We start from the raw sequence: 20,950 nt of genomic DNA, 5'->3' as shown, positions 1-20,950 counted from the left end.
CTCTGGCCGGTGGTGAGGTCAGCGCGGGTCCCTGCCCCGACGGCGGATGGCGCCTACGGGCCCTGCTGTTCACCGAGGAGGAGACGGAGACCGGTCCGATCGGCGGCGGGCCAGGACTTTCGTAGCTCCTGGACCCGATACCCACCTCCTGACCGGGTAGGGCTCACCACCAGCCGAAGACCGCCCAGACGATCAACGGACCGACCGCGACCGACACCAGTCCGTACAGCAGCAGCTGACGGAACAGGGCCGGTCGTGTGTCCTCCGGGGCCGCGCCGAGGATCAGCCCGCCCGTGATGCCGAGCGGGTTGATGTCGACGATCACCGAGGACAACGCCACCGCCAGGATGGCACCGATGGGGGAGACCCCCGCTTCGACGACCGCGGGCAACAGGGGCATCGCCGTGACGAAGACGGCGATCGAGCTCGCGGCGAACGAGGTGATCCCCGCGATGTAGCACAGCAGGAGCAGGGTCAGCATCGCCGAACCCTCGATCGTGAGCAGGTCACTGATGCGCTCGAACGCGCCGAGGTCCTGCATCACACCGATGTAGGTCAGCAGCCCGCCGATCAGCAGGACGATGCCCCACGGCATGCGGGCCACGGCCGGGGTGGGGTCGATGCGCAGGATCACGAGCTGGAGGCAGGCCGCCGTGACGCCCAGGTAGCCGATGTTCATGTCGAAGCCCACCGACAGGACGAGGACGGCGGCCATGCCACCGAGGGTGACCACGCGCACCAGTGGGTCGGGCACCTGGGCCGGGTCCGGGCCGGTGCCGGCCGAGCCGCCGACACCGCCACCGGCGGGCCCCGCGTGGCCGCCGGCCGGTGCCAGGCTCCGGCTCGTGGGCAGTGCGCCGAGGAGACGGGTCACGGTCAGTACTCCCGCGCAGACGACCACGCCGGCGAGCAGGGAACCGGCCAGGAGGGTGACCGGTGCGTGGTCGGGCATGCCGAGCCCCATCGAGGCGCTCTGCTGGTGGGCCGTCACGCCGTACACGGCCAGGGGCGACAACAGGCCGCTGAGGATGCCCATGATGCCCAGGACGGCCATCATCAACGGGGGAAGACCGTAGCGCGCCGACAGCCCGAGGGCGATGGGCGCGACGATCGCGGTGGCCGCCGCGGGAAGTGTCCCGAAGGCCGCCAGGAGCGCCCCGGAGACGAACGGGACCAGGGCCACGAGCAGGACTTTGCCCCTGACCAGTCGCAGCAGCCCGTCCAGCATCCAGTCGAGTGTGCCGTTGATCTTGGCGACGGTGAACAGCGCGGTCACACCGACGATCAGGATGAAGAAGTCGGCGGGGAAGAACCCCGTGACCTCTTCGGAGGGGATCCCCGTGGCGGTGCCGATGAGGAACGCGGCGGCGAAGGCGCCCAATCCGAGGTTGAAGCCGCGCAACGCGGTGGCGGCGAAGAGGAGGAGTAGGACGACGATGGAGAGGTCGGCGATGGTCACGGGGGGAGGTCCCTTTCGCTCAGACGACGCCGCGGTGGCGCAGGTCGTCGATCTCGCTTCCGGTCATACCGAGCAGGTCGCTCAGGACCTCGGTGGTGTGCTCGCCCAGCTCCGGCGCGGGGCGGCCGATGCTTCCCTCGAATCCGGAGAAGCGCCCGGCGGGGGCTTGGACCAGCCGGTCGCGCCCGTGAGCGTCCTGGACCTCGACGATCGAGCCGCGCTCCCGGATGTGCGGATCCGCGCACACCTGCTCGGCGGAGTTGACGGGTCCGGCGGCGATGCCGGCCTCGTCCAGCCGGGCCAGCAGCTCCGCGGCGTCGTGCTCGGCGACGAACGCCGCCACCCGCCCCTCGATCTCGTCCCGGTGTTCGACCCTGGCCGCCATCGTCGAGTGGACGGCCAGGTCCCGGGCTCCCATCACCTGGACGAGCCGCTCCCACATGCGGTCGGTCGAGGCCGGCAGGGCGATCCAACGGTCGTCGCGGGTGCGGTACATGTCGTTGGGGCTGATGTGCGGGTTCCGGTTGCCTTGGCGCTGGACGCTGTGCCCGGTCACGCTGTAGTCCACGACGAAGTCCTCCATCATCCGGAGCAACGGTTCGTAGAGCGGGATGTCGGCGAGCTGTGCCTCTCCCGTCTGGTCGCGTTGGCGTAGGGCCAACAGCGTGGCGAACGCGGCGTAGATCCCCGTGACACCGTCGGCCACCGGGTACCCGGTGAAGGTCGGTGGACCGTCGGGGGACCCGGTCCGATGGGTCAGACCGGCGAAACCCTCGGCGACCCGGGCGAAACCGGGGCGGTCCGCGTACGGTCCCGTCCGGCCGAAGGCACTGACGTGCACCATCACGAGGTCCTGACGGTAGGCGCGCAGGTCGTCGAAGTCGACGCCGAACCGCCGCAGCGTCGCCGGACGGAAATTGGTGACCACCACGTCGACCTCGCGCGCCAGACGTCCGACGATCTCGGCCGCTCCGGGGCGGTGCAGGTCGAGCGTGACACTGCGCCTGCCGCGCCCGAGCAGGGTCCAGCTCGCCGAGGTGTCGCCGTCCAGTGGCGGGTAGCGGCGGGCCGGGTCGCCGGTACCGGGTTGTTCGACCTTGATCACCTCGGCTCCGAATTCGCCGAGCAGTGTCGCGGCGAGCGGACCGGCCAGGATGGTGGACAGGTCGAGCACGGTGATCCCGGCGAGTGGCTGGGAGGCCATGAGGGATTTCCTTCCACCTGGGGTGTGATCTGGTTCATGCGATGACGTGCGTCGATCATGAACCTTGGGGGTACCTGCATGGAAGACGGGAGCACCTTCGACGGGTGATAGGTGAACCCGTTAGGGTGGCGCGATGCGAGTCGAGCGTGCACGATACTTTCTGGCGGCGGTCGAGACCGGTTCCCTGCGGTCGGCCGCCTCGCGCTGTGGAGTCAGTCAGCCCACGCTCGGAGAGCAGGTCGGCCTCCTGGAGGAGGAACTCGACGTGGTGCTGCTGACCCGCAGCCGCCAGGGCGTGCGCCCCACCGACGCCGGGCAGGCGATGATCGAACCCCTGGCGCGCCTGGTGGCCGCCGAGGACGCCGCCCTGCGGGCCGCCACGGAATCGGGTGGGTCCTACCAGGGGCGGGTGGCGATCGGGGCGATCTCCGTCGTCGTCGAGACCCTCATCGCGCCGGTGGTCGCCCGCCTGCGCGCCGAACACACCGACCTGCGCTTCGGTGTCACCGAGACCTCCTCCGGCGACATCGAGGGCCGTGTGCTGCACGGCGACTTGGACTTCGGGGTGATCTCGGCCCCGGCCGCACCGGCCGCGGCGGGGCTGCGCCGCTCGACGCTGCTGTCCGCGCCCCTGGGGTTGGTGGTGCGCACGGACCACCTGTTGGCCCGGCGCGAGGAACTGGCCTGGGACGACCTCGCCACGTGGCCCATCGTCACGATGCGCGCCGGAACGGTGATGTGGGAGCGGCTGCGCGACAACGTCGCCGACCCCGACGTCGTCGTGCAGACGATGTCGGCCCGGTCGGTCAAGGTCATGGTGGGTCACGGGGCGGGCATCGGCGTGCTCGCGCGCTTCGACACCTCCGGCGACGTGCCCGGACTGCGCTGGATCCCGATCCGTGGCGCGGAACCCGTCCGGATCTGTCTCGTACAGCGCTCCCAAGGTCGGCCCTCGCCGGCGGCGCTCATCGTCCGCGGTCTCGTGCGGGAGCGGGCCGCAGAGTTCACCGGTGCCGACACCTGACGGAATCTCCGTGGGTGGTGGAACGGGTCCTATTTTTTCCAACCCCAGTTGTATAAACTCCTATCGCGAACCGAGAGTGACCACGGGGCGCCGCGGAGCGGTGCCCGAGGAGAGAACACGATGAGCGACCACGCGCGACCGAACGGCACGATCGACCTGAGGACCCTGGCCGGCGACCTGCTGGGCAAGGCACGCGAGGCGCACGCCAATCGCGCCGCGACCACGGTGTACGGCGACCGGGACTCCCTGCTGCGCCAGACCGCGTTGGCGCTGCTCAAGGACGCCGAGCTGGCCGAGCACGACAGCCCACCGGAGGCGACGCTGCAGGTGCTGGAGGGCAGGATCCGACTGTTCGGGAAGGGCCGTGAGTGGGAGCTCACCGCTGGGGAGATCGTGCCGATCCCGCCCGAACGCCACTCCGTGACGGCCCTGGAGGACAGCGTCTTCCTGCTGAGCGTGCGGAGGGAGCCCGCGGGGGAGAGGTGACCCACGCATGAGGGGACCTTCCGCGCCGGCGGTGGGGACGGAGGGCCCCTCGCCTCCGAGCCGTCCCGGGACGAAGCTGGTCGGACCGCCCGTTCCCACCCGCAGGAGTGTCCACCATGCCCACCGGTTCCACCACCGGCGTACTTCCCGCCGTCATCCAGGGCGGCATGGGGGTCGGGGTGTCCGGATGGCGGCTCGCCCGCGCCGTCGCGCGGACCGGCCAGCTCGGCGTGGTCTCGGGGGTCGCCCTCGACGCCCAGCTCGCCCGCCGACTCCAACTCGGCGACCCGGACGGGGACATGCGCCGGGCACTGGCCCGCTTCCCCGACCAAGGGGTGGTCTCCCGGATCCTCGACCGGTACTTCGTGCCCGGCGGGATACCGGACGGCAGCCCGTTCCGCCCGGTGCCCCGACTCGGACTGCGCCCCCACCGGGCCCGCGACGAACTCACGGTCGCGGGCAACTTCGTCGAGGTGTGGCTGGCCAAGGAGGGCCACGACGGACCCGTCGGTGTCAACTACATGGAGAAGATCCAGCTCGCCACCCAGCCCGCCGCCTACGGGGCGATGCTGGCGGGGGTCGACCACGTCCTGATGGGCGCGGGCATCCCCGGCGAGATCCCGGGGCTGCTCGACGCCCTGAGCGCGCACTCGGCGACCGAACTGGCGGTCGCCGTGGAGGGCTCGCAGGAGCGGCACACCGTGACCTTCGACCCGACCGGGTTGGCCGGTCCCGCACCCGAGCGGCTCCTTCGACCGCGTTTCCTGGCGATCATCGCCTCCACGGTGCTCGCCCAGTACCTGCACCGTTCCCCGACCACCCGGCCCGACGGGTTCGTCCTGGAGACCCACCGGGCCGGCGGCCACAGCGCCCCGCCACGGCGCCGGAACGGGCTCAGCGAGGAGGGCGAGCCGGTGTACGGACCGCGCGACGCGATCGACGTCGCCAAGGTCGCCGCGCTCGGACTTCCCTTCTGGCTCGCCGGCGGCCAGGCCACACCCGGGGGGCTGACGGCGGCGCGCGGCGAGGGCGCGGCGGGTGTACAGGCGGGAACCGTCTTCGCGCTGGCCCGGGAGTCGGGACTGACCGCCGACCTTCGGCGGAACCTCCTGGCCCAGGGGGCGGCCGGAACCCTTCAGGTGCGCAACGACCCCCTGGCCTCGCCCACCGGCTTCCCGTTCAAGGTCGCACGGGTGCCCGACACCCTGTCGGAGGAGGGGGAGTTCGCGCTGCGGCCCCGACTGTGCGACCTCGGTTACCTGCGCACCCCGTTCCGCAAGGACAACGGCACGATCGGCTACCGCTGCCCCGCCGAACCCGTCGACACCTACGTCCGCAAGGGCGGGGAGAAGGAGGACACGGACGGCCGCCGTTGCCTGTGCAACGCCCTGACCGCCAACGTGGGCCTGCACCAGAACCGCCCCGGGGGCTACGTCGAACCCCCGCTGCTCACGCTGGGCCAGGACCTGGACTTCCTCCCCGACCTGCTGCGCCACGTAGGCACGGACTTCTCCGCCGCCGATGTCGTCGACTACCTGCTGTCGAAGGAGGAGGGCCGCCCTCGCACGCCCCTAGGATGAGCCGGACCAGACCCCCTCGAAGAACGGTCCCCCCATGGATTCCCCACCCCCCATCGACACCTCGCGGGCCCACTCCGCCCGGATCTGGAACTACTGGCTGGGCGGCAAGGACAACTACCCCGTCGACCGAGAGGCGGGCGACGGGATCGTCGCCGTCCTGCCCGAGATCGTCGACATCGCCGTCGCCACCAGGGCGGTCCTGGCCCGCATGGTCACCCACCTGGTGGAGGAGGCGGGCATCGACCAGTTCCTGGACATCGGGACCGGCCTGCCGACCGCGAACAACACCCACGAGGTCGCCCAGACCGCGAACCCGGCCGCCCGAGTGGTCTACGTCGACAACGATCCGCTCGTGCTCACCCACGCCCGCGCGCTGCTCACCGGTACCTCCGAAGGGGCGACCGCCTACGTCCACGCCGACCTGCGCGAGCCGGCCACGATCCTGGCCAACGCGGCCCGGACCCTGGACCTGCAACGACCGGTCGCGATCACCCTGTTCGGGGTGCTGCCCTTTGTCGGCGAGGACGACGCGGCCAAGCGGATCATCGATCACCTCATGGAAGCGCTGCCCTCCGGCAGCCACCTGGCGATCGTGCACAGCACCAGCGCCGTGACCGGCGAGGGCATGGAGGAAGCGGTGCGCCGTTGGAACGAGGCGGGATCGGCCGTCTACCACCTGCGCACCCCGGAGCGGATCACCGCCCTGTTCGACGGCCTGGAACTCGTCGAGCCCGGCGTGGTCTCGTGCCCCCTGTGGCACCCCGGACTCGTCGAGGTCGGCGAGGCCCGCGAGATGGACGAGTTCTGCGGCCTCGCCCGCAAGCGGTAGACGCCGGCCCTCACCGCTGAGAACCGTCGTCGAGCGCGTCGAGCCTTCGGCGCAGGTGGGACAGGATGCTCAGGGCGTCGAGACAGTCCTGATAGGTGAACACCCCCTCGCCCTCCAGGATGACCCGCTCCTCGTGGGCGATGGGGTTCCTGAAGCCCGAGAGGAGGCCGACCGACAGGTCGCGTTGGCATGACCGCATGTTCACCTGGGTTTCCGGAGAGAGGCTCAGGTGCAGCCACGGTCGCAACACGTCCAACCCGGGTTCGTTCGCGAAGGCACGTTGGAGCACGGCCATGTCCTTGTCATTGAATTCCGAGATCCGACGGATGTCGTTGACGTAGCGCTTGATCGCCTCGACCACGGCGGCGAGGTAGTGGCCGTCCCGATACTCGGACTCGCAGGCCTGCTGGAGCGAAGGGTGCAGGTGCCGCCAGTGGAGGTCGGCGTACTCCGGGGCGATCCGTCGCAGCCCGTCGACGACACTGCGTCGATCGTCGTCGGACATGTCGCTGTCGGGTGAGGTGAGCACTTCGAGTACGTCTCCCACGGCACCCGACTCAGGGCCGCGGATCGTCCCGGTCCAATGGTCGGCATCGACGTCGAGTGTCTCCTTGATGCGGTTCCTCTGGGCGGAGCGTCGTGTCTCACGCCTGCGTCGCCCGACCTCGCGGAGTATCCGCTCCAGCCGGTTCCGGAGTGCGGTCGGCTCCGGGAGTTCCCAGGTGATGGAACGTCGGTCCGTCGAGATCACGTCTTCTGAAAGATCATCGAGATAGTCGGCGTCGATGTAGCCGGTGAGGTAGGAGAACGCGTAACTCGATTCGGGGACACCGAAATACTCCGGATCGTTGGCCAGACGACCGTTCACGTAGAGGGTGACTCCGCGCAGTTCCTGGCGTAACGGCCGAACGCTGGCGAAGATCTGTCCCTCGATCAACGGTGCGTGGCGGAGCTCCTCGCGGTCTTCGAGATCGTCCGGCACCTTCCACCTGGTCTCGATCTCGATGTCGGAATAGCGCAGTTCGCGTGTGACCTCGACGATCGCTCCGTTGGCCGACTCAACGTCCAGGCGGAATCCGGCGTCGACGTAGTTGAACAACCGGGAGAGGCTGGTCGCCAACGATTTCAGCTGTACTGGAGTCTTTCGCTTGAGTGACGAGATGGTCACCGAAGTGCCGTGTTCGTCTGCCGACCCGGGATCCGCCCAGGTCTTGGGTTCGTAGACGCCGGAAGCCGACAGCATCTCGTTCCAGTCCATGGTGATGACGGTCCAGGAATCGGAATTCCGGCGTTTGGTCCGGACCGTCACCTGGAGACCGATACCGAACAGGGCGAGCTTGCCCAGGCCCTTCTTGCCCGCCACCCGGCGGCGACCCGATTCGGAAAGGGAATCGCCCGCACGGATTCGGTTCCGACCGATCCTGAGGTACTTGTGTTCCAGGTCGTCCGGGCTCATTCCATGGCCGTCGTCGTGCACGGTGACCGTGGGTTCGGGAGTGTCGGAGAGTACGACGCGGACCCGTGTGGCATCGGCGTCGTATGCGTTGGCGACCAGTTCCGCGAGTGCGTTCGGAAGATGGGAGTACATCTTGAAGCCGAGGTGCTCGATCGTCATCGGGTCGAAGGTCAGCCTCATCGGTACTCCTTGCCCGCTCATCCATTGCCACATATATCGGACTACCCCGTTATTCCTGGTGAGGACCGTGTCCTTTGTGGATCAATGCTGATCGTTCTCTCCGGGGTGTACGAAAGTCAGTTCGAATTACCGCTTTCGACAAGGCGTTGGATGATGTCGCCGCCGTCTATCGGCCGTCGACGTGGAAAGGACGCGGATCTTCCCTCTCGGACGAAGGGTGAGGTGTGAATGCCCGAAACGGTGAGGTCCTGCTTCCCTTTTCGCTACTTCCCCAAATGGATCGTGTGCGGTAGGGCAGGAGATACGTGAACGCCCCGACGCGCGGCGAGGCGTGTCGGGGCGTTCGCTCTGGCGTTTCCGGACCTACCCGGTGGGGCGGTGGTGGCGGATCCAGGCCGCCTGGCCTCCGTCCACCAGCAGGTCCGTTCCGGTGATGTACCGGGAGTCGGGCCCGGCGAGGAACGCGGCGGCCTCCGCGATCTCCCCCGGGGTGCCGCTCCGGCCGATCCCGCAGGCGTGCACCATCGCCGTCATGTGCTCACCCGTGGCGGCCTCGGCCTCCGCGGCGGCCATGGGGGTGGCGATCACTCCCGGGCTGATGGTGTTCAGCCTCGCGCCCCGACGGTTCCATGCCAGGGCCGCCGCCTGGACACGGACCTGGTTGGCCCGCTTGGCGACGATGTAGGCGCTGATGCCGTCGCCGATCGACTTCACCGCGTCCAAGGACAGCAGGTCCTCGGCGGGGGCGGTGGCCAGCGCGTGCTCGTCCTCGGTGCTCAGCGAGGCGTGGTGCCCCGCCATGCTGGCCACGCAGACCAGCGACGTTCCGCGCGCGGCCACGGTCTCGAACACGTCGATGACGTGCGCGGTGCCGACCAGGTCGACCTTCAAGATCGCCTCCGTCGTCGCGGTGGCGGCGGAGACACCGGCGGTGTGCACGATCGAGACGATCCTGCCCTCCCGCCTCGCCACGCGTGCCAGTTCCTCCACCGAGGACCGGTCGGAGACGTCGGTGAGGACGCCCTTGGCGCTGTACCCCGTTTCCCGGAGCGCGGCGACGACCTGGTCCAACCGATCCCGTGAGTAGTCGGCGAGCACCAACCGGCGACCGTTGCCCAGACGACGCGCGATCGCCTCGCCCATGCCTCCGGCCCCGGTGACGACGACCACCTCGTCCGGTTCCTCCATGTGCGACATCTCAGGCCACCTTCCTCGTCGATGCGGACGGGGTCGGGGGACCCTCGTCCCAGGCCGCGCCTCGTGCGATGGCCTGCCGCCACGACCGCAGGGTCCTGGGCGGAATCCCGGCGGCGATCACCCCGGACAACCGTTCTCCGGTGCGGTAGGCGACGACGAACCGACGCTCGTCGAGGTCACCCTCGACCAGGGCGACCTCGTCGTGACCGCGCGGGTATCCGTACGCCTGGAGCTTCACGTCGTACTGGTCGGACCAGAAGTAGGGCACCGGGGCGAAGGGACGCCCTTGGGCGCCGCGGAGCAGGTTCCGGGCGGCGGCCATGCCCTGCTCGGCCGCGTGCGTGCGGTGTTCCACGCGCATGGACGTGCCGAAGAGCGGGTTGTGCCAGCGGGCGACGTCGCCCGCCGCGTACACACCCGGGGCGGCCGAGCAGTACTCGTCGCACACGAGGCCGTCGTCCAAGCGCAGCCCGCTTCCCGCCAACCAGTCCGTATTGGGCACCGAACCGACGCAGACCAGCACCTCGTCGGCCTCGATCACCTCGCCGTCGACCAGCCGCACCCCGTCGTCGGTCACCTCCGCCACACCGGTCCCGGTGCGCAGGTCCACACCGTGCTCCAGGTGCAGTGTCGAGAGCATCCGCCCCACGGCCTCGCCCACGGCGTGGGCCAGCGGGACGGGCGCCGGTTCGACCAGGGTGACCCGGCAACCGATCTCCCGTGCCGCGGCGGCGACCTCGGCACCGAGGAACCCCGCGCCGACCACCAGCAGGTGGCGGCCCGGTTCCAGTCGGGAGCGCAGGTTCAGGGCGTCGTCGAGGGTGCGCAGGACATGGCCGCGCGCGGTGGGCAACGCGCGCGGCCGAACCCCGGTGGCCACGATCAGCCCGTCGTAGGGGATCTCCTCCCCGGAGGCGATCCGCACGGTGCGGGCGGAGGGGTCCACCCCGACCGCCTCGGTGCCCAACCGCAGGTCCACGTCCAGGGCCGTCAGGTCCTCGTCGGAACGGAGCGGCAGCCGGTCCTCCCGCCACGTGCGCGACAGGATCTGCTTTGACAAGGGTGGCCGGTCGTAGGGTGCGTGGGGTTCGTCCCCGAGGAGGGTGACGTCTCCTTCGAAGCCCTCCCGGCGCAGGGTCTCCACGGCGGCCAGCCCCGCCGCCGAGGCCCCGACCACGACGACGCGGTTCAATCCCGCACCAGGCGCAGCGCGGCCGCCGGGCAGATGGCCACGGCCTCGCTCACCTCGTCGTACAGCTCATCGGGCGGGGTGGGGTCGAGCACGACCGCGACCCCGTCCTCATCGCGTTGGTCGAAGACGTCGGGTGCTTCCACGGCGCACTGCCCCGACGCCACGCACTTGGGCTCGTCCAGTTCCACTCGCATGGAGGTCTCGCTTTCTCGTTGTTCCGTGAAATGGCTGTGTCACCAGGTGACGGGCAGGGAGCGCAGGCCGTAGGCCACGCCCTCGAAGGCGAAGTCGACCTCCTCGAACGGCACCGCCAAGCGCAGGGTGGGGATGCGCCGGTACAGGGTGCCGAAGACGACCTGGAGTTCGACGCGCGCGAGCGTCTGCCCCAGGCACTGGTGGGCCCCGTAACCGAAGGCGTGGTGCTTGCGGGCCGGCCGGGAGAGGTCGAGGGCATCGGGCTCCGGGAACGCCTCGGCGTCCCAATTCGCGGTGGCCAGCTCGAAGATGATGCCGTCCCCGGCCGGGATGACCCGGCCACCGACCTCGATGTCCTCCAGCGCGACCCGGCGGATCCCGGTGTGCACGATGGTCAGGTACCGGAGCAACTCCTCGACCGCACCGGACACGACCTTGGGGTCCTCGGTGGTGCGCAGGACCTCCAGTTGTTCCGGGTTGCGCAGCAGCAGGAGCGTGCCCAGCGAGATCATGTTGGCGCTGGTCTCGTGCCCGGCGATGAGGATGGCCGATCCCATGATCACGGCCTCCTCACGGGTCATCCGGCCCTCGTTGACGTGGTCGGCCATCTCCGAGAGCACGTCGTCCGCCGGGTCCCGCATCTTCTTGTCCAGCAGCTTGCCCAGGTACCGACCCAAAGCGGCGCTGGAGGCCTGGACCTCCTCGGGGGTCGAGGTGTGGCTGACCCCGACGGTGCTGTGGCGGTGGAAGAACTCGTGGTCCTCATAGGGCACACCGAGGAGTGAGGTGATGACCAGGGTCGGGACGGGCAGGCCGATCGTGGTGACCAGGTCGGCGGGTTTGGGGCTGGCCAACAGGTCATCGATCAGTCCGTCGAGGAGCCGCTGGATGGTCGGGCGCAGCGCCTCGACGCGCTTGACGGTGAAGGGCAGGTTGACCAGGCGACGCAGCCGGGTGTGCTCCGGGGCGTCGGTGTTGGTGATCAGCTCCGGCAGGTGCGGCGCGATCTCGGCCCGGCCCGCGGTCATGTGCGGGTAGTTCGGGAGTTTCTCGTCGATGCTCAGCCGGGGATCGGTGAGCAGGGCTCGCTGGTCGGCGTGCCGGGTCACCAGCCACGGGGTGCTCCCGTCCCAGATTCGGACCTTGGCGACCGGCTCCTGCTCGGTCAGCTCGCGCAGTCGCGGGGCGGGGCTGAAGGGACAACCCTCCTGCCTGGCCGCCGGGTACTCGGTCACCGATCGCGCGGACGCGTCGCCCTGCGGGGTGGCGGTGTCGGTCATGCGTCTCCTCTGATCGCTCTTCGACGCGGGTCGTGCGGGAACGACCCTCATCGAGAGGCAACCAAGGAGTTCTGACAACGCGCGGACACGAACCTGACGGGAAGCTGACGTGGCGTGGATCACATCCGGGCGCGAACGCGCGAGGCGTGGTTCAGCGGTGCCCGCCCTCCATCGCGTAGCCGAAACCGCGGTGGGTGCGGATCAGGTTCGGCCCGCCCCCCTCCACCTTGCGGCGCAGTCGCGAGACGAGCCGTTCGATCGCGTTGTCCCCGCGGAGTTCGCCCCAGAGGTGATCGGCGATGTGCTCCTTGGACAGCACCCTGCCGGAGTTGACCAGGAGGTAGCGCAGCAGTCGGTACTCGGCGGAGGTCAGGTCCAGTTCCCGTTCTCCTCTGCGGGCCCGACACGAGGTGTCGTCCAGAGCCAGGTCCCCGTAGCGGAGCAGGGGTTCGGAGCGCCCCGCGCTCCGTCCTCGGATCAGCAGCCACACCCGCGCGAGGAGCTCGGTGATCTGGACGGGTTTGGCGATGTAGTCCTCGCCGCTCAGACCGACCTCGGGCAGGACGGCGTCGAGGTAGTCGCCGGTCACCAGGAACAGCACCGGCGGGCCGTCGACACCACGGCGTCGACGTGGGATCTCCGAGAGGTCGGGGAGCGTCGTGTCGACGAGGACGAGGTGCAGGCCGCCGCGCCCCATGCGGTCGATGGCGGCTTCACCGGTGTCGGTGACGTCCACCCGGTATCCGGCCAGTTCGAGTGTCGGGCACAGGATGTCCACGACCTCCGGGTCGCACGCGACCACAAGGATGTGCTCACCGTTGCCACGGCGCATGTACCGCCCCCGCGTGAGGAGATTCGGGAAGGATGGTTCAGGGACTGAACGAACCATAGCGAGCGCCGAGTTCCGGTGCGGTCACATACGGTCGCGGGTGCCCGATCGGGTCGTCATTCCTTACCGTCCATCCGCGTGATCTGTTCGCTGACCGCCCGGAACCCCTGTTCCAGCGCGCGCAGGTCCTCGACCCGCAGGTGGGCGAGGATGTCGGAGCGGAAGGGTCGGGTCACCAGCAGGCGGCGCGTGACCGACGTGCCCAGGGGGGTGGCGTGCACGCGGCGGACCCGGTGGTCGTCGGGGTCCAGGGTGCGCGCGGCCACGCCCTGGGACACGAGTCGGTCGAGCATGGTCGACATCGACGCCATCGATACGTCGAAGGCGGCGGCCAGGTCCCTGCCCGTCGCACCCTTCTCGGAGGTGACCAGAAGCATCAGCACCCGAAGCTGCGGAATGGTCAGGTTCATGCGGATCAGGTACTGGAGGAGCGCGGCCAGTACGGCCTCCTCCATCTGTCCGTTCAGGCGCTCGATCTCGCGCAGGAGGTGGTCCCGCTCGTGTTCGTCCTGTTCAACACCCTCGTGCGGCATGTCGCAATGATAGGGCGATCGGTGCTTCCACCGTCCCGTGCCGAAAATGCTTAGTGCCATGCTAACCTTCGTCGCGCACAGATACTCGACACGTAGTGACAGTGAGTGACACATCCCTGCGGCACATGCGCCATCGGCGACGTGTTCGCGCACCCACGGTGACACGTCGACCATCGAATGAGGACGGCCATGAGCGCACCCTCCGACGCGACGCAGAGCCAGGAAACCCCTGCCGAGGACGTCGAACTGGAATCTCTCCGGGAACGGTACGCCCGGGAACGGGACCGCCGGATCCGACCCGACGGAACGGCCCAGTACCGCTCCACCACGGGCGACTTCGGCTACTACGCCACCGACCCCTACACCCCCCGCACCGAACGCGAGCCCCTGAACGACACGGTGGACGTGCTCGTGATCGGCGGCGGCTTCGGTGGCCTCACCACCGGTGCCCGGCTACGGCAGGTCGGTGTGGAGTCGATCCGGATGATGGACGAGGCCGGCGACTTCGGCGGCACCTGGTACTGGAACCGCTACCCCGGCATCCACTGCGACATCGAGTCCTACTCCTACATACCCCTGCTGGAGGAGGTCGGGTACGTCCCGAAGTGGCGCTACGCCCCCGGCGAGGAGATCCGCCGGCACGCGGTCGCCATCGCCGAGACCTTCGGCCTGTACCGCGACGCGCTCTTCCACACCCGCGCGACCTCGATGGACTGGAACGAGGACGAAGGCGTGTGGGAGGTGGCGACCGACCGGGGCGACCACATGCGCGCCCGCTACGTCATCACCTCCTCCGGGACCCTCAGCCGCCCCAAACTCCCCGGGATCCCGGGGATCGAGAACTTCCGCGGCCACACCTTCCACACCAGCCGCTGGGACTACGGCTACACCGGAGGAGACGCGGACGGCGGTCTCGTCGGCCTCGCCGACAAGAAGGTCGCGGTCGTCGGAACCGGAGCGACCGGCGTGCAGGTCATCCCGCATTTGGGCCGCGACGCCGAGCACCTGTACGTCTTCCAGCGCACCCCCTCCTCGGTGGACGTACGCGACAACCGCCCCACCGACCCGGAGTGGTCGGGGTCCCTGGAGCCCGGCTGGCAGCGCGAGCGCATGGAGAACTTCCTCTCGATCATCTCCGGTGAACCGGTCGAGACCGACCTCACCAAGGACGGCTGGACCGCCACGGCCAGACTCCAGCGCAAGATGATCACCGGTGCGCTGGACACCTCCGTCTCGGCGGAGGAGCGCGAGCGCCTCGACGAGATCGCCGACGCGCGGACGATGAACCGGATCCGTACCCGCGTCGACGAGGTCGTCCAGGACCCGGCCACGGCCGAAAGGCTCAAGCCCTGGTACCGGTACATGTGCAAGCGTCCCTGCTTCAGCGACCACTACCTCCAGACGTTCAACCGGCCCGACGTCACCCTCGTGGACACCGCCGACCACGGCGGCATCACCCGCGTGACCGAGGACGCGATCGTGGTCGGCGACACCGAGTACGAGGTCGACTGCGTCGTCTTCGCCACCGGGTTCGAGGTGGGTATCTCCGGGGTGCTGTCCGGAGCCCTGCCGGTGCGGGGCAGGGACGGGCAGGAGCTCCTCGCCTCGTGGAGCCGTGGACCCAAGACCCTGCACGGTTTCTACAGCCCCGGGTTCCCCAACCTCTTCCACCTCGGGTCGATGCAGAACGCCAACTCGGTCAACTTCGCGCACATCCTGCTGGAGCAGGCCGAGCACATCGCCGCCGTCATCGAGCAGGCGGGCAAGACCGGGGCCGAGGTGGTCGAACCCTCCGAAGAGGCGACCGAGGAGTGGGTGCGGACGGTGCGCGAGAGCGCCCACGACAACTCCGACTTCCAGGCCCAGTGCACGCCCGGCTACTACAACCGTGAGGGCACCGCCACGGGCGGGAGCAACTCCTACGGCCCGGGTCCGGTGGCGTTCCACCGGATCCTGCGTGAGTGGAGGGACACCCGCATGGACGAGGTCCTGGTCCAGCGGACGGCGGTGAGCGACAGATGAGGGCGACCACGACCCGTGCGTTCGCGGCGCTCCTCCTCGTGGGAGTGGCGGCGGGGTGCTCGGACCCGGAACCGGAGCGGACCGAGCAGGAGGGCGCGCAGGAGGGCGAACTCACGGCCGAACTCCTCACCCAGGTGACCTCGGTGCACGAGGAGACCGGCATGACACTGCTGGAAGGTCCGGTCTTCGGCCCCGACGGAGATCTGCTCGTCGTCGACGTCCCCACGCCCGCGGGGGAGCCCAAGGTGCTGCGGGTGGACACCGAGACCGAGGAGGTGTCCACGGTGTTCACCGACGACACCGGCGCCTACACCTCCGCCCAGTTCAGCCCGCTCGACGACCGCCTGTACCTGACCGACTTCGCCGGCGGGAAGATCGTCTCCATCACCGCGGAAGGGGAGGACCCCGAGGTCTTCTTCTCCGGTGACGTCGACGGAAGCCCGATGAACCCGGACGACCTCACCTTCGACGAGGCCGGGAACATGTACGTCAGCGACTCCGCCGGCTTCGACGCCCCCGCCTGGGAGGAACAGGGCAGGGTGGTCAGGATCGACGGGGAGACGGCGGAGGCGACCGTGTTGGCCGAAGACCTGCCCGCGCCCAACGGGATCGCCTTCACCCCGGACTACTCGGGTCTGTGGGTGGGGTTGTACGGGGCCAACCGGGTCGACCACTACGCGCTGAACGAGGACGGCACGGAGGTGCTGACCTCGCACGCGGCCATCCACTTCGATGGTGGCACCAGCCGGATCGACTCCATCGCGGTGGATGCCGACGGCAACCTCTACCAGGCGGTCCACGGGCAGCCCCGGATCTTCGTCTACTCCTCGACCGGCGAACACCTGACGACGGTGAACGTTCCCGAGGACGCGGCCTCCGGACTGGACACGGCCACCAACGTCGCCATCGCCCCCGGCACGACCGACGCCTACATGACGGTGAGCGGTGAGGACGGCGGGTTCGTCTACGCCTTCGACGCGCTCGCCGAGGGGATTCGCCAGTCCAACGGCGGCTGATCCACGCCCCTCGATCCGGTAACGCCCGACTTCCCTGCCAGCGTTACCGGGTCAGGGAGTGGTCGGGGAGAGGGCTTCGGCGCGGACCATGACGCAGTCGAACTCCAGCACGCGACCGGTGCTCTCCTCGCGGGTCACCGGGTACATGCCGGTCACCTCGAAACCGTCCGCCTCGTACACGGCGATGGCCTCGGCCATGCGGGGCATGCCCTCGTAGATCTGCATCAGGGCCACCTCGGACTGCAAGCCCACGAACTCCGTGATCCGCTTGCCCGCGCCGGCGTAGGCCTCCAGGTCGAAGCCCTGGGTGTCCATCTTCAGGTAGGGGCGCGGGTTCTCCAACCCGGCGAGCGCCTCGTCCATGAGGCCGTCCAGGCGTCCCAGCGTGATCGTCTCGGTGCGCGTCTTCTGGAACCGCTTGTACCGGGTGTTGCCGAACTCGCTGGCGCCCAGCAGCGAACTCATCGACCCCGGCACGACGTTGATCTCCGCGGTGCCGTCCTCACGGCCCAGCGCCATCTCGTGGACGTGCCAGTCGGGGTCCTCGGCGGCCACGGCGCGCAGCTTCTCCGCCATGTCGGGGACCGGTTCGAAGGAGACGATCCGGCCACGGTAGCCCTGTTCGCGCAGGCCGCGGCCGTACTGGCCGATGTTGGCGCCCACGTCGAAGACACAGTCGACCCGGTAGTGGCGCAGCACCGAGGCCACGTGGCGGGCGCCCAGGTGGTTCTGCGCCCGCTTGTGCAGGGCGAGCTCGTCGGCGTCGCTCATGGACTCGCGGGCGAGCAGTTCCGCGCCCGGCCCCAACGGCGTTCGGGTCCAGCCCTGGGGCGGAACGATGGGGCGGTGGTCGCTCTCGCCACGGGTGACCAGCCAGGTGCGTGGTCCGGCCGGGGTGACCCGGTAGTCGCCGCGGCGTTCGAGCACGGCGGCCCCCGGGCCGAGGTCGTGCACGTTGACCCGGCGGCGCAACAGGTCGAGCAGGCGGCGGCGTAGCGTCGGCATGGTTTTCCCAGAGGTCACTGTGGGTGGTGGTGCGGACATTACGCGTGGTCGAGGGTTCTGTCGAGTGGTTCGGGGATATTCGTCGCCGACAGCGCCTCCACGAGGGCCGGGGCGTCCCCGCCCATGGACAGGATGACGGTGCCCCGTGCGGTCGGATCCAGGCCGCGTCGCTCGGCGAGCGACGCCAGGGCCGCCTCGTCGCTGTCGCCCTCGACGAGGATCACGGTCCGCGCTCGGTGGAGTGGTCCCATCCCCGCACTCTACGAAGGGTGCGGCCGGGCGCGCCCGTTCAGGCCTGTTCGGTCGCCTGGGCGGGGAGGTTGCGACGGGGGACGACGTCCTCGGGGCGCAGGGGTTCGTCGCAGGTCGGGCAGTGCCGCGGGGCGTCCAGGGGTAGGACGTGCTCGTGGCCGTCGGCGGCGCGGTGGTGCAGTGTGGCCGGTGATTCGTCGAACAACCACCGGTCGCCCCAGCCGAACAGGGCGAACACCACCGGGGCCAGGTCGCGACCGGCCTCGGTCAGGTGGTATTCGTGCCGTGGCGGGCGCTGCTGGTAGGTGCGGCGTTCGACGATGCCGGTCTCCTCCAGGGAGCGCAACCGGGCGGTGAGCCGATCGCGGGGCGCCCCGGTGTTGCGGGCGATCGGGTCGAAGCGGTGCACCCCGAACAGCAGCTCGCGGACCACGAGCAGGGACCAGCGCTCACCGACGATCTGCAGGGTCGCCGCCGCCGGGCAGGGGCGACCCGGGACGGTGATGGCGGGCGGTCGTCGCGACATGTTCCCAGGATGGCACGGGGCCGTTAGTTTGAAAACCAAACTCACCATGTAGCGTGTGCCCCATGCAGACTCACGACAGCGTCCCCGAATCCTGGGGCGAACCCCGCAGCAAGACCGTCACCTGGTACGACCCCAAAGTCACCGTCGGGGGACGTGAAGGGCTCAGCGGCCTGGAACACCTGGAGGCGGGGATGCGCGGCGAGATCCCCTTCGCCCCGATCGGCCACCTCATGGACTTCCGGTTGAGCGCGGTCTCCCAGGGCGAGGTCCGCTTCGAGGGCACCCCCGACGAGTCCGCCTGTAACCCCATGGGCGCGGTGCACGGCGGCATGATGTGCACCCTGCTGGACTCGGCCGTGGGCTGTGCCGTGCAGAGCACCCTGCCCGCCGGAATGGGCTACACCTCGGTGGAGATCAAGGTCAGCTACCTGCGCCCGGTGTTCGTCGGCGCTCCGCTGTACACCCGCGGGTGGGTCACCAAGCCCGGCCGCCGGGTCGCCTTCGCCGAGGGCGAGATCCGCGACGCCGCCGACAAGGTGGTCGCCACCGCCTCCTCCACCTGCCTGGTCTTCGAGATCTGACCGAATCCGACCGAGGCCCTCCCCGTGGGTCAGGGCGGCGACGTGGTTCCCTTCGGGTCGCCGCGACGCAGCCGCTCGAAGACCAGGTCGAAGGTGAAGCCCGCGGTGAACCCCATCGGCACCACGAAGAACAGCAGTCGCCGCGCGTCCAGCCCCTCCAACAGCTCCGGAGCGGTCAGCAACTGCGCCGCCACGTAGGTCAGGACCGCCACGGCCCCCGCGCCCAACCCGCGGGCACAGGCACGCAACGCCGAGGGAGAGACCCCGAAGGAGTCGCGGATCAGCGCGCCGGAGACCGCCGCGCACATCGGCGCCCCGAGCAACAGCGCCAGGGTGGCGGTCCCGGCCGGTCCGGGTCCGGGCCCGGGGACGAGCACGATCGCGGCGAGCGCGACGAGCAGCAGCAGGATCGCCGCGACGAGCCCACCCGACTCGGCCCATCGGTCCAGGCGCCGCGAACGTCGCTCTCGCCGCCGGCTCTCGACCCGACGCTCCATCTGCGCGCGCAGCAACCCGGTGACGCGTCGCGCGGACTCGGCGGACCAGGACTCGCCCAGAACCTGCACGTGCTCGGCGGTGGCGTGGTGCTCCGAACGGGCCATGTCGACGCGCACCTGTTCGGCGGCGCCACCGAAGGCGGCGAGGGGGGTCACCGGGATGCCCTGCGCCAACGCCAGGATGCCCGCCACCCGGGTCGATCGGCCGCCGCCGACCAGGACGATCCCGTCCGCCGCCAACAGGGTCCGGTAAAAGGGGACCTCCCACTCATCACCGATGTCGCGCACCGTCGTGATCCGTACCGACGCCCCCTCGGGCAGCTCCGGCGTGTACTCCTGGTGCCGGGCGCGGTGGGCCTCCACCCGCCCTTTCCGGGTGGCCACCGCCGCGTATCCGCGCACCACCAGGGTCTCCGCGTAGTGGTCGCGGTCGGAGAACACCACCAGGTCGTAGGAGGCCAGGGCGAGCGCGCGGCCCAGTTCGTGGCAGGCGGCTCGGGCCCGGTCGAGGTCGCGCAGCGGCGGGTCGTACTCGCGCCGTGCGTCCAGGCTGCCCACCACGGCGATCCGGGGACGACTGTCCGTGGCGGAGACGGCGTCGGGGGAGGGCGGGTTCAAGGGTCGAGGCTCCCTTCCGTGTCCGGGTCGGGGATCAGGAGCGCCAGGGCGTCCGCGGCACCGTCGACGCCGGTGGTCTCGCGCACCGCCAGGGAGAGCCAGGCGATGGTGTCCGAGGCGTGATGTTGGTGCGAGAGGTGCTCCACGAGTCGGCTCGCGCGTTCGAACGCCGGTTCGGTGACCGGCCACAGGAGGGGGTTCTGGGCGCGACCGCCGCGCAGCTCCCCGAGCCTGCTCAGGAAGGCCCGCCACAGGTGTTCCTCGTCCAAGGCGGGGACACGGGAGAGGACGTGCGCCACACGGGTCTCCCATGGGGCCGAGTGGTCGAGCCCCGCCGTGAAGTCCTCCTTCCTGGCGGCGCCGTCGGCCCGCGCCCGCACCTTCCACGCCGGCTCTACCGACTCGGCCTCGCTCGTCGACAGGGGCGGCAGGGGAGTGGCCGCCGCACGAGCCACCAGACCGCCGACCCGGAAACACAGGGCCCGGTAGTCGTCAGGAGAGGTGTACATCAGGTCCAGAACACCTCGGTCGGCGTGCCCGACCGGCTCCACCCAGTCCAGCCGCTGCCGCTTGCGGACCGCGCGTGGTAGCGGGACTTTCAACGGACGCCAGACCAACGGAAGCAGCGGGTGGGGCGCCCCTCCGTTTGGTCGGAACCGGCGCAGGCGCTCCTCGAACACGCCCCATTCCCGCGCGCACCACTCACTGTCGAGTTGGGGGTCGCTCAAGAGCACCACCATCGTGGCGACGGTCCCGCAGTGCCACAGCAGCTCCGGCCGCCACTCCCCGCCCTCCTCCAGATAGGGGCCGCTCACGCCCACGACGTGGTCGTCGGCGTGCAGCCGCACGGTCCGCTCCAGGTCACTGTGGAAACGCAGCACCTCCTCTCGGTCCGCCTCACGGCCGCCGTAACTGGTGAAGAAGGTGCC

21 protein-coding genes are annotated in these 20,950 nt (G+C 69.8%); 7 read left to right on the top strand and 14 right to left on the bottom strand.

The features are described 5' to 3' along the window. Positions 1-163: 163 nt before the first annotated feature. Positions 164-1,459, bottom strand: coding sequence for an SLC13 family permease (locus BQ8420_RS00260; protein ID WP_087095750.1), 1,296 nt, complete (start codon positions 1,457-1,459; stop codon positions 164-166). A 19-nt stretch (positions 1,460-1,478) separates the two neighbouring features. Next, positions 1,479-2,663 (bottom strand): CaiB/BaiF CoA-transferase family protein, encoded by a 1,185-nt coding sequence (locus tag BQ8420_RS00255; protein ID WP_087095749.1) that lies wholly within the window; start codon positions 2,661-2,663, stop codon positions 1,479-1,481. Between the two features lie 133 nt (positions 2,664-2,796). Between BQ8420_RS00255 and BQ8420_RS00250 the strand changes: the two genes are divergently transcribed. From BQ8420_RS00250 to BQ8420_RS00235, 4 genes are all read left to right on the top strand, one after another. Then, entirely contained in the window at positions 2,797-3,687 is an 891-nt protein-coding gene (locus BQ8420_RS00250) for a LysR family transcriptional regulator (RefSeq protein ID WP_087095748.1), read from the top strand. Between the two features lie 120 nt (positions 3,688-3,807). After that, positions 3,808-4,173: a cupin domain-containing protein gene (locus BQ8420_RS00245; protein ID WP_087095747.1), complete on the top strand. Its 366-nt coding sequence runs from the start codon at positions 3,808-3,810 to the stop codon at positions 4,171-4,173. A gap of 116 nt (positions 4,174-4,289) precedes the next feature. After that, entirely contained in the window at positions 4,290-5,753 is a 1,464-nt protein-coding gene (locus BQ8420_RS00240) for a nitronate monooxygenase (RefSeq protein ID WP_087095746.1), read from the top strand. 34 nt (positions 5,754-5,787) lie between these two features. Beyond that, complete coding sequence (locus tag BQ8420_RS00235; RefSeq protein ID WP_087095745.1) at positions 5,788-6,582, top strand: SAM-dependent methyltransferase; 795 nt, start codon at positions 5,788-5,790, stop codon at positions 6,580-6,582. Between the two features lie 10 nt (positions 6,583-6,592). Here the strand turns inward: BQ8420_RS00235 and BQ8420_RS00230 are convergent, their stop codons facing one another. From BQ8420_RS00230 to BQ8420_RS00200, 7 genes are all read right to left on the bottom strand, one after another. Then, a complete protein-coding gene (locus BQ8420_RS00230; RefSeq protein WP_160049257.1) occupies positions 6,593-8,218 on the bottom strand; it encodes a TIGR02391 family protein in 1,626 nt (541 codons plus the stop codon). 363 nt (positions 8,219-8,581) lie between these two features. After that, on the bottom strand, positions 8,582-9,415 hold the full coding sequence (locus BQ8420_RS00225; protein WP_235005840.1) for an SDR family oxidoreductase: 834 nt from the start codon (positions 9,413-9,415) through the stop codon (positions 8,582-8,584). Position 9,416: 1 nt separating this feature from the next. Further along, positions 9,417-10,607, bottom strand: a complete 1,191-nt coding sequence (locus BQ8420_RS00220) for an NAD(P)/FAD-dependent oxidoreductase (protein ID WP_087095743.1) — start codon at positions 10,605-10,607, stop codon at positions 9,417-9,419. Continuing rightward, positions 10,604-10,801, bottom strand: coding sequence for a ferredoxin (locus BQ8420_RS00215; protein ID WP_087095742.1), 198 nt, complete (start codon positions 10,799-10,801; stop codon positions 10,604-10,606). The genes BQ8420_RS00220 and BQ8420_RS00215 overlap by 4 nt, the downstream gene beginning before the upstream one ends. A 39-nt stretch (positions 10,802-10,840) precedes the next feature. Beyond that, positions 10,841-12,082: a cytochrome P450 gene (locus tag BQ8420_RS00210; protein WP_087095741.1), complete on the bottom strand. Its 1,242-nt coding sequence runs from the start codon at positions 12,080-12,082 to the stop codon at positions 10,841-10,843. 151 nt (positions 12,083-12,233) lie between these two features. After that, positions 12,234-12,914 (bottom strand): response regulator transcription factor, encoded by a 681-nt coding sequence (locus BQ8420_RS00205; RefSeq protein ID WP_087095740.1) that lies wholly within the window; start codon positions 12,912-12,914, stop codon positions 12,234-12,236. Between the two features lie 113 nt (positions 12,915-13,027). After that, positions 13,028-13,504, bottom strand: coding sequence for a MarR family winged helix-turn-helix transcriptional regulator (locus tag BQ8420_RS00200; protein ID WP_087095739.1), 477 nt, complete (start codon positions 13,502-13,504; stop codon positions 13,028-13,030). A 189-nt stretch (positions 13,505-13,693) separates the two neighbouring features. Here BQ8420_RS00200 and BQ8420_RS00195 point away from each other — a divergent pair, with 189 nt between their 5' ends. After that, on the top strand, positions 13,694-15,526 hold the full coding sequence (locus tag BQ8420_RS00195; protein ID WP_087095738.1) for an NAD(P)/FAD-dependent oxidoreductase: 1,833 nt from the start codon (positions 13,694-13,696) through the stop codon (positions 15,524-15,526). Beyond that, positions 15,523-16,542 carry an SMP-30/gluconolactonase/LRE family protein gene (locus BQ8420_RS00190; RefSeq protein ID WP_087095737.1) on the top strand — a complete coding sequence of 340 codons (1,020 nt, stop codon included), beginning with the start codon at positions 15,523-15,525 and terminating at the stop codon, positions 16,540-16,542. Before BQ8420_RS00195 ends, BQ8420_RS00190 begins: the two co-directional genes overlap by 4 nt. Before the next feature lie 51 nt (positions 16,543-16,593). Here the strand turns inward: BQ8420_RS00190 and BQ8420_RS00185 are convergent, their stop codons facing one another. From BQ8420_RS00185 to BQ8420_RS00175, 3 genes are read right to left on the bottom strand one after another with little or no spacing between them, the layout of a single operon-like run. Then, positions 16,594-17,547: an FkbM family methyltransferase gene (locus BQ8420_RS00185; protein ID WP_087095736.1), complete on the bottom strand. Its 954-nt coding sequence runs from the start codon at positions 17,545-17,547 to the stop codon at positions 16,594-16,596. 38 nt (positions 17,548-17,585) lie between these two features. Next, positions 17,586-17,798, bottom strand: coding sequence for a TOPRIM nucleotidyl transferase/hydrolase domain-containing protein (locus BQ8420_RS00180; RefSeq protein ID WP_143847033.1), 213 nt, complete (start codon positions 17,796-17,798; stop codon positions 17,586-17,588). A 38-nt stretch (positions 17,799-17,836) separates the two neighbouring features. After that, complete coding sequence (locus BQ8420_RS00175) at positions 17,837-18,325, bottom strand: helix-turn-helix domain-containing protein (RefSeq protein WP_087095734.1); 489 nt, start codon at positions 18,323-18,325, stop codon at positions 17,837-17,839. 62 nt (positions 18,326-18,387) lie between these two features. On the opposite strand from BQ8420_RS00175, the gene BQ8420_RS00170 reads away from it, so the two are divergent. Beyond that, positions 18,388-18,906: a PaaI family thioesterase gene (locus tag BQ8420_RS00170; protein ID WP_087095733.1), complete on the top strand. Its 519-nt coding sequence runs from the start codon at positions 18,388-18,390 to the stop codon at positions 18,904-18,906. Between the two features lie 29 nt (positions 18,907-18,935). Here BQ8420_RS00170 and BQ8420_RS00165 read toward each other — a convergent pair whose 3' ends face one another. Together BQ8420_RS00165 and BQ8420_RS00160 are read right to left on the bottom strand one after the other, a co-directional pair. Continuing rightward, complete coding sequence (locus tag BQ8420_RS00165) at positions 18,936-20,021, bottom strand: hypothetical protein (RefSeq protein ID WP_087095732.1); 1,086 nt, start codon at positions 20,019-20,021, stop codon at positions 18,936-18,938. Next, positions 20,018-20,902, bottom strand: coding sequence for a hypothetical protein (locus BQ8420_RS00160; protein WP_087095731.1), 885 nt, complete (start codon positions 20,900-20,902; stop codon positions 20,018-20,020). The genes BQ8420_RS00165 and BQ8420_RS00160 overlap by 4 nt, the downstream gene beginning before the upstream one ends. Between the last annotated feature and the right edge of the window lie 48 nt (positions 20,903-20,950).

It is taken from the genome of Nocardiopsis sp. JB363 (assembly GCF_900143625.1).
Lineage (GTDB): Bacteria > Actinomycetota > Actinomycetes > Streptosporangiales > Streptosporangiaceae > Nocardiopsis.
This window is presented reverse-complemented; position numbering and strand designations above follow the sequence as displayed.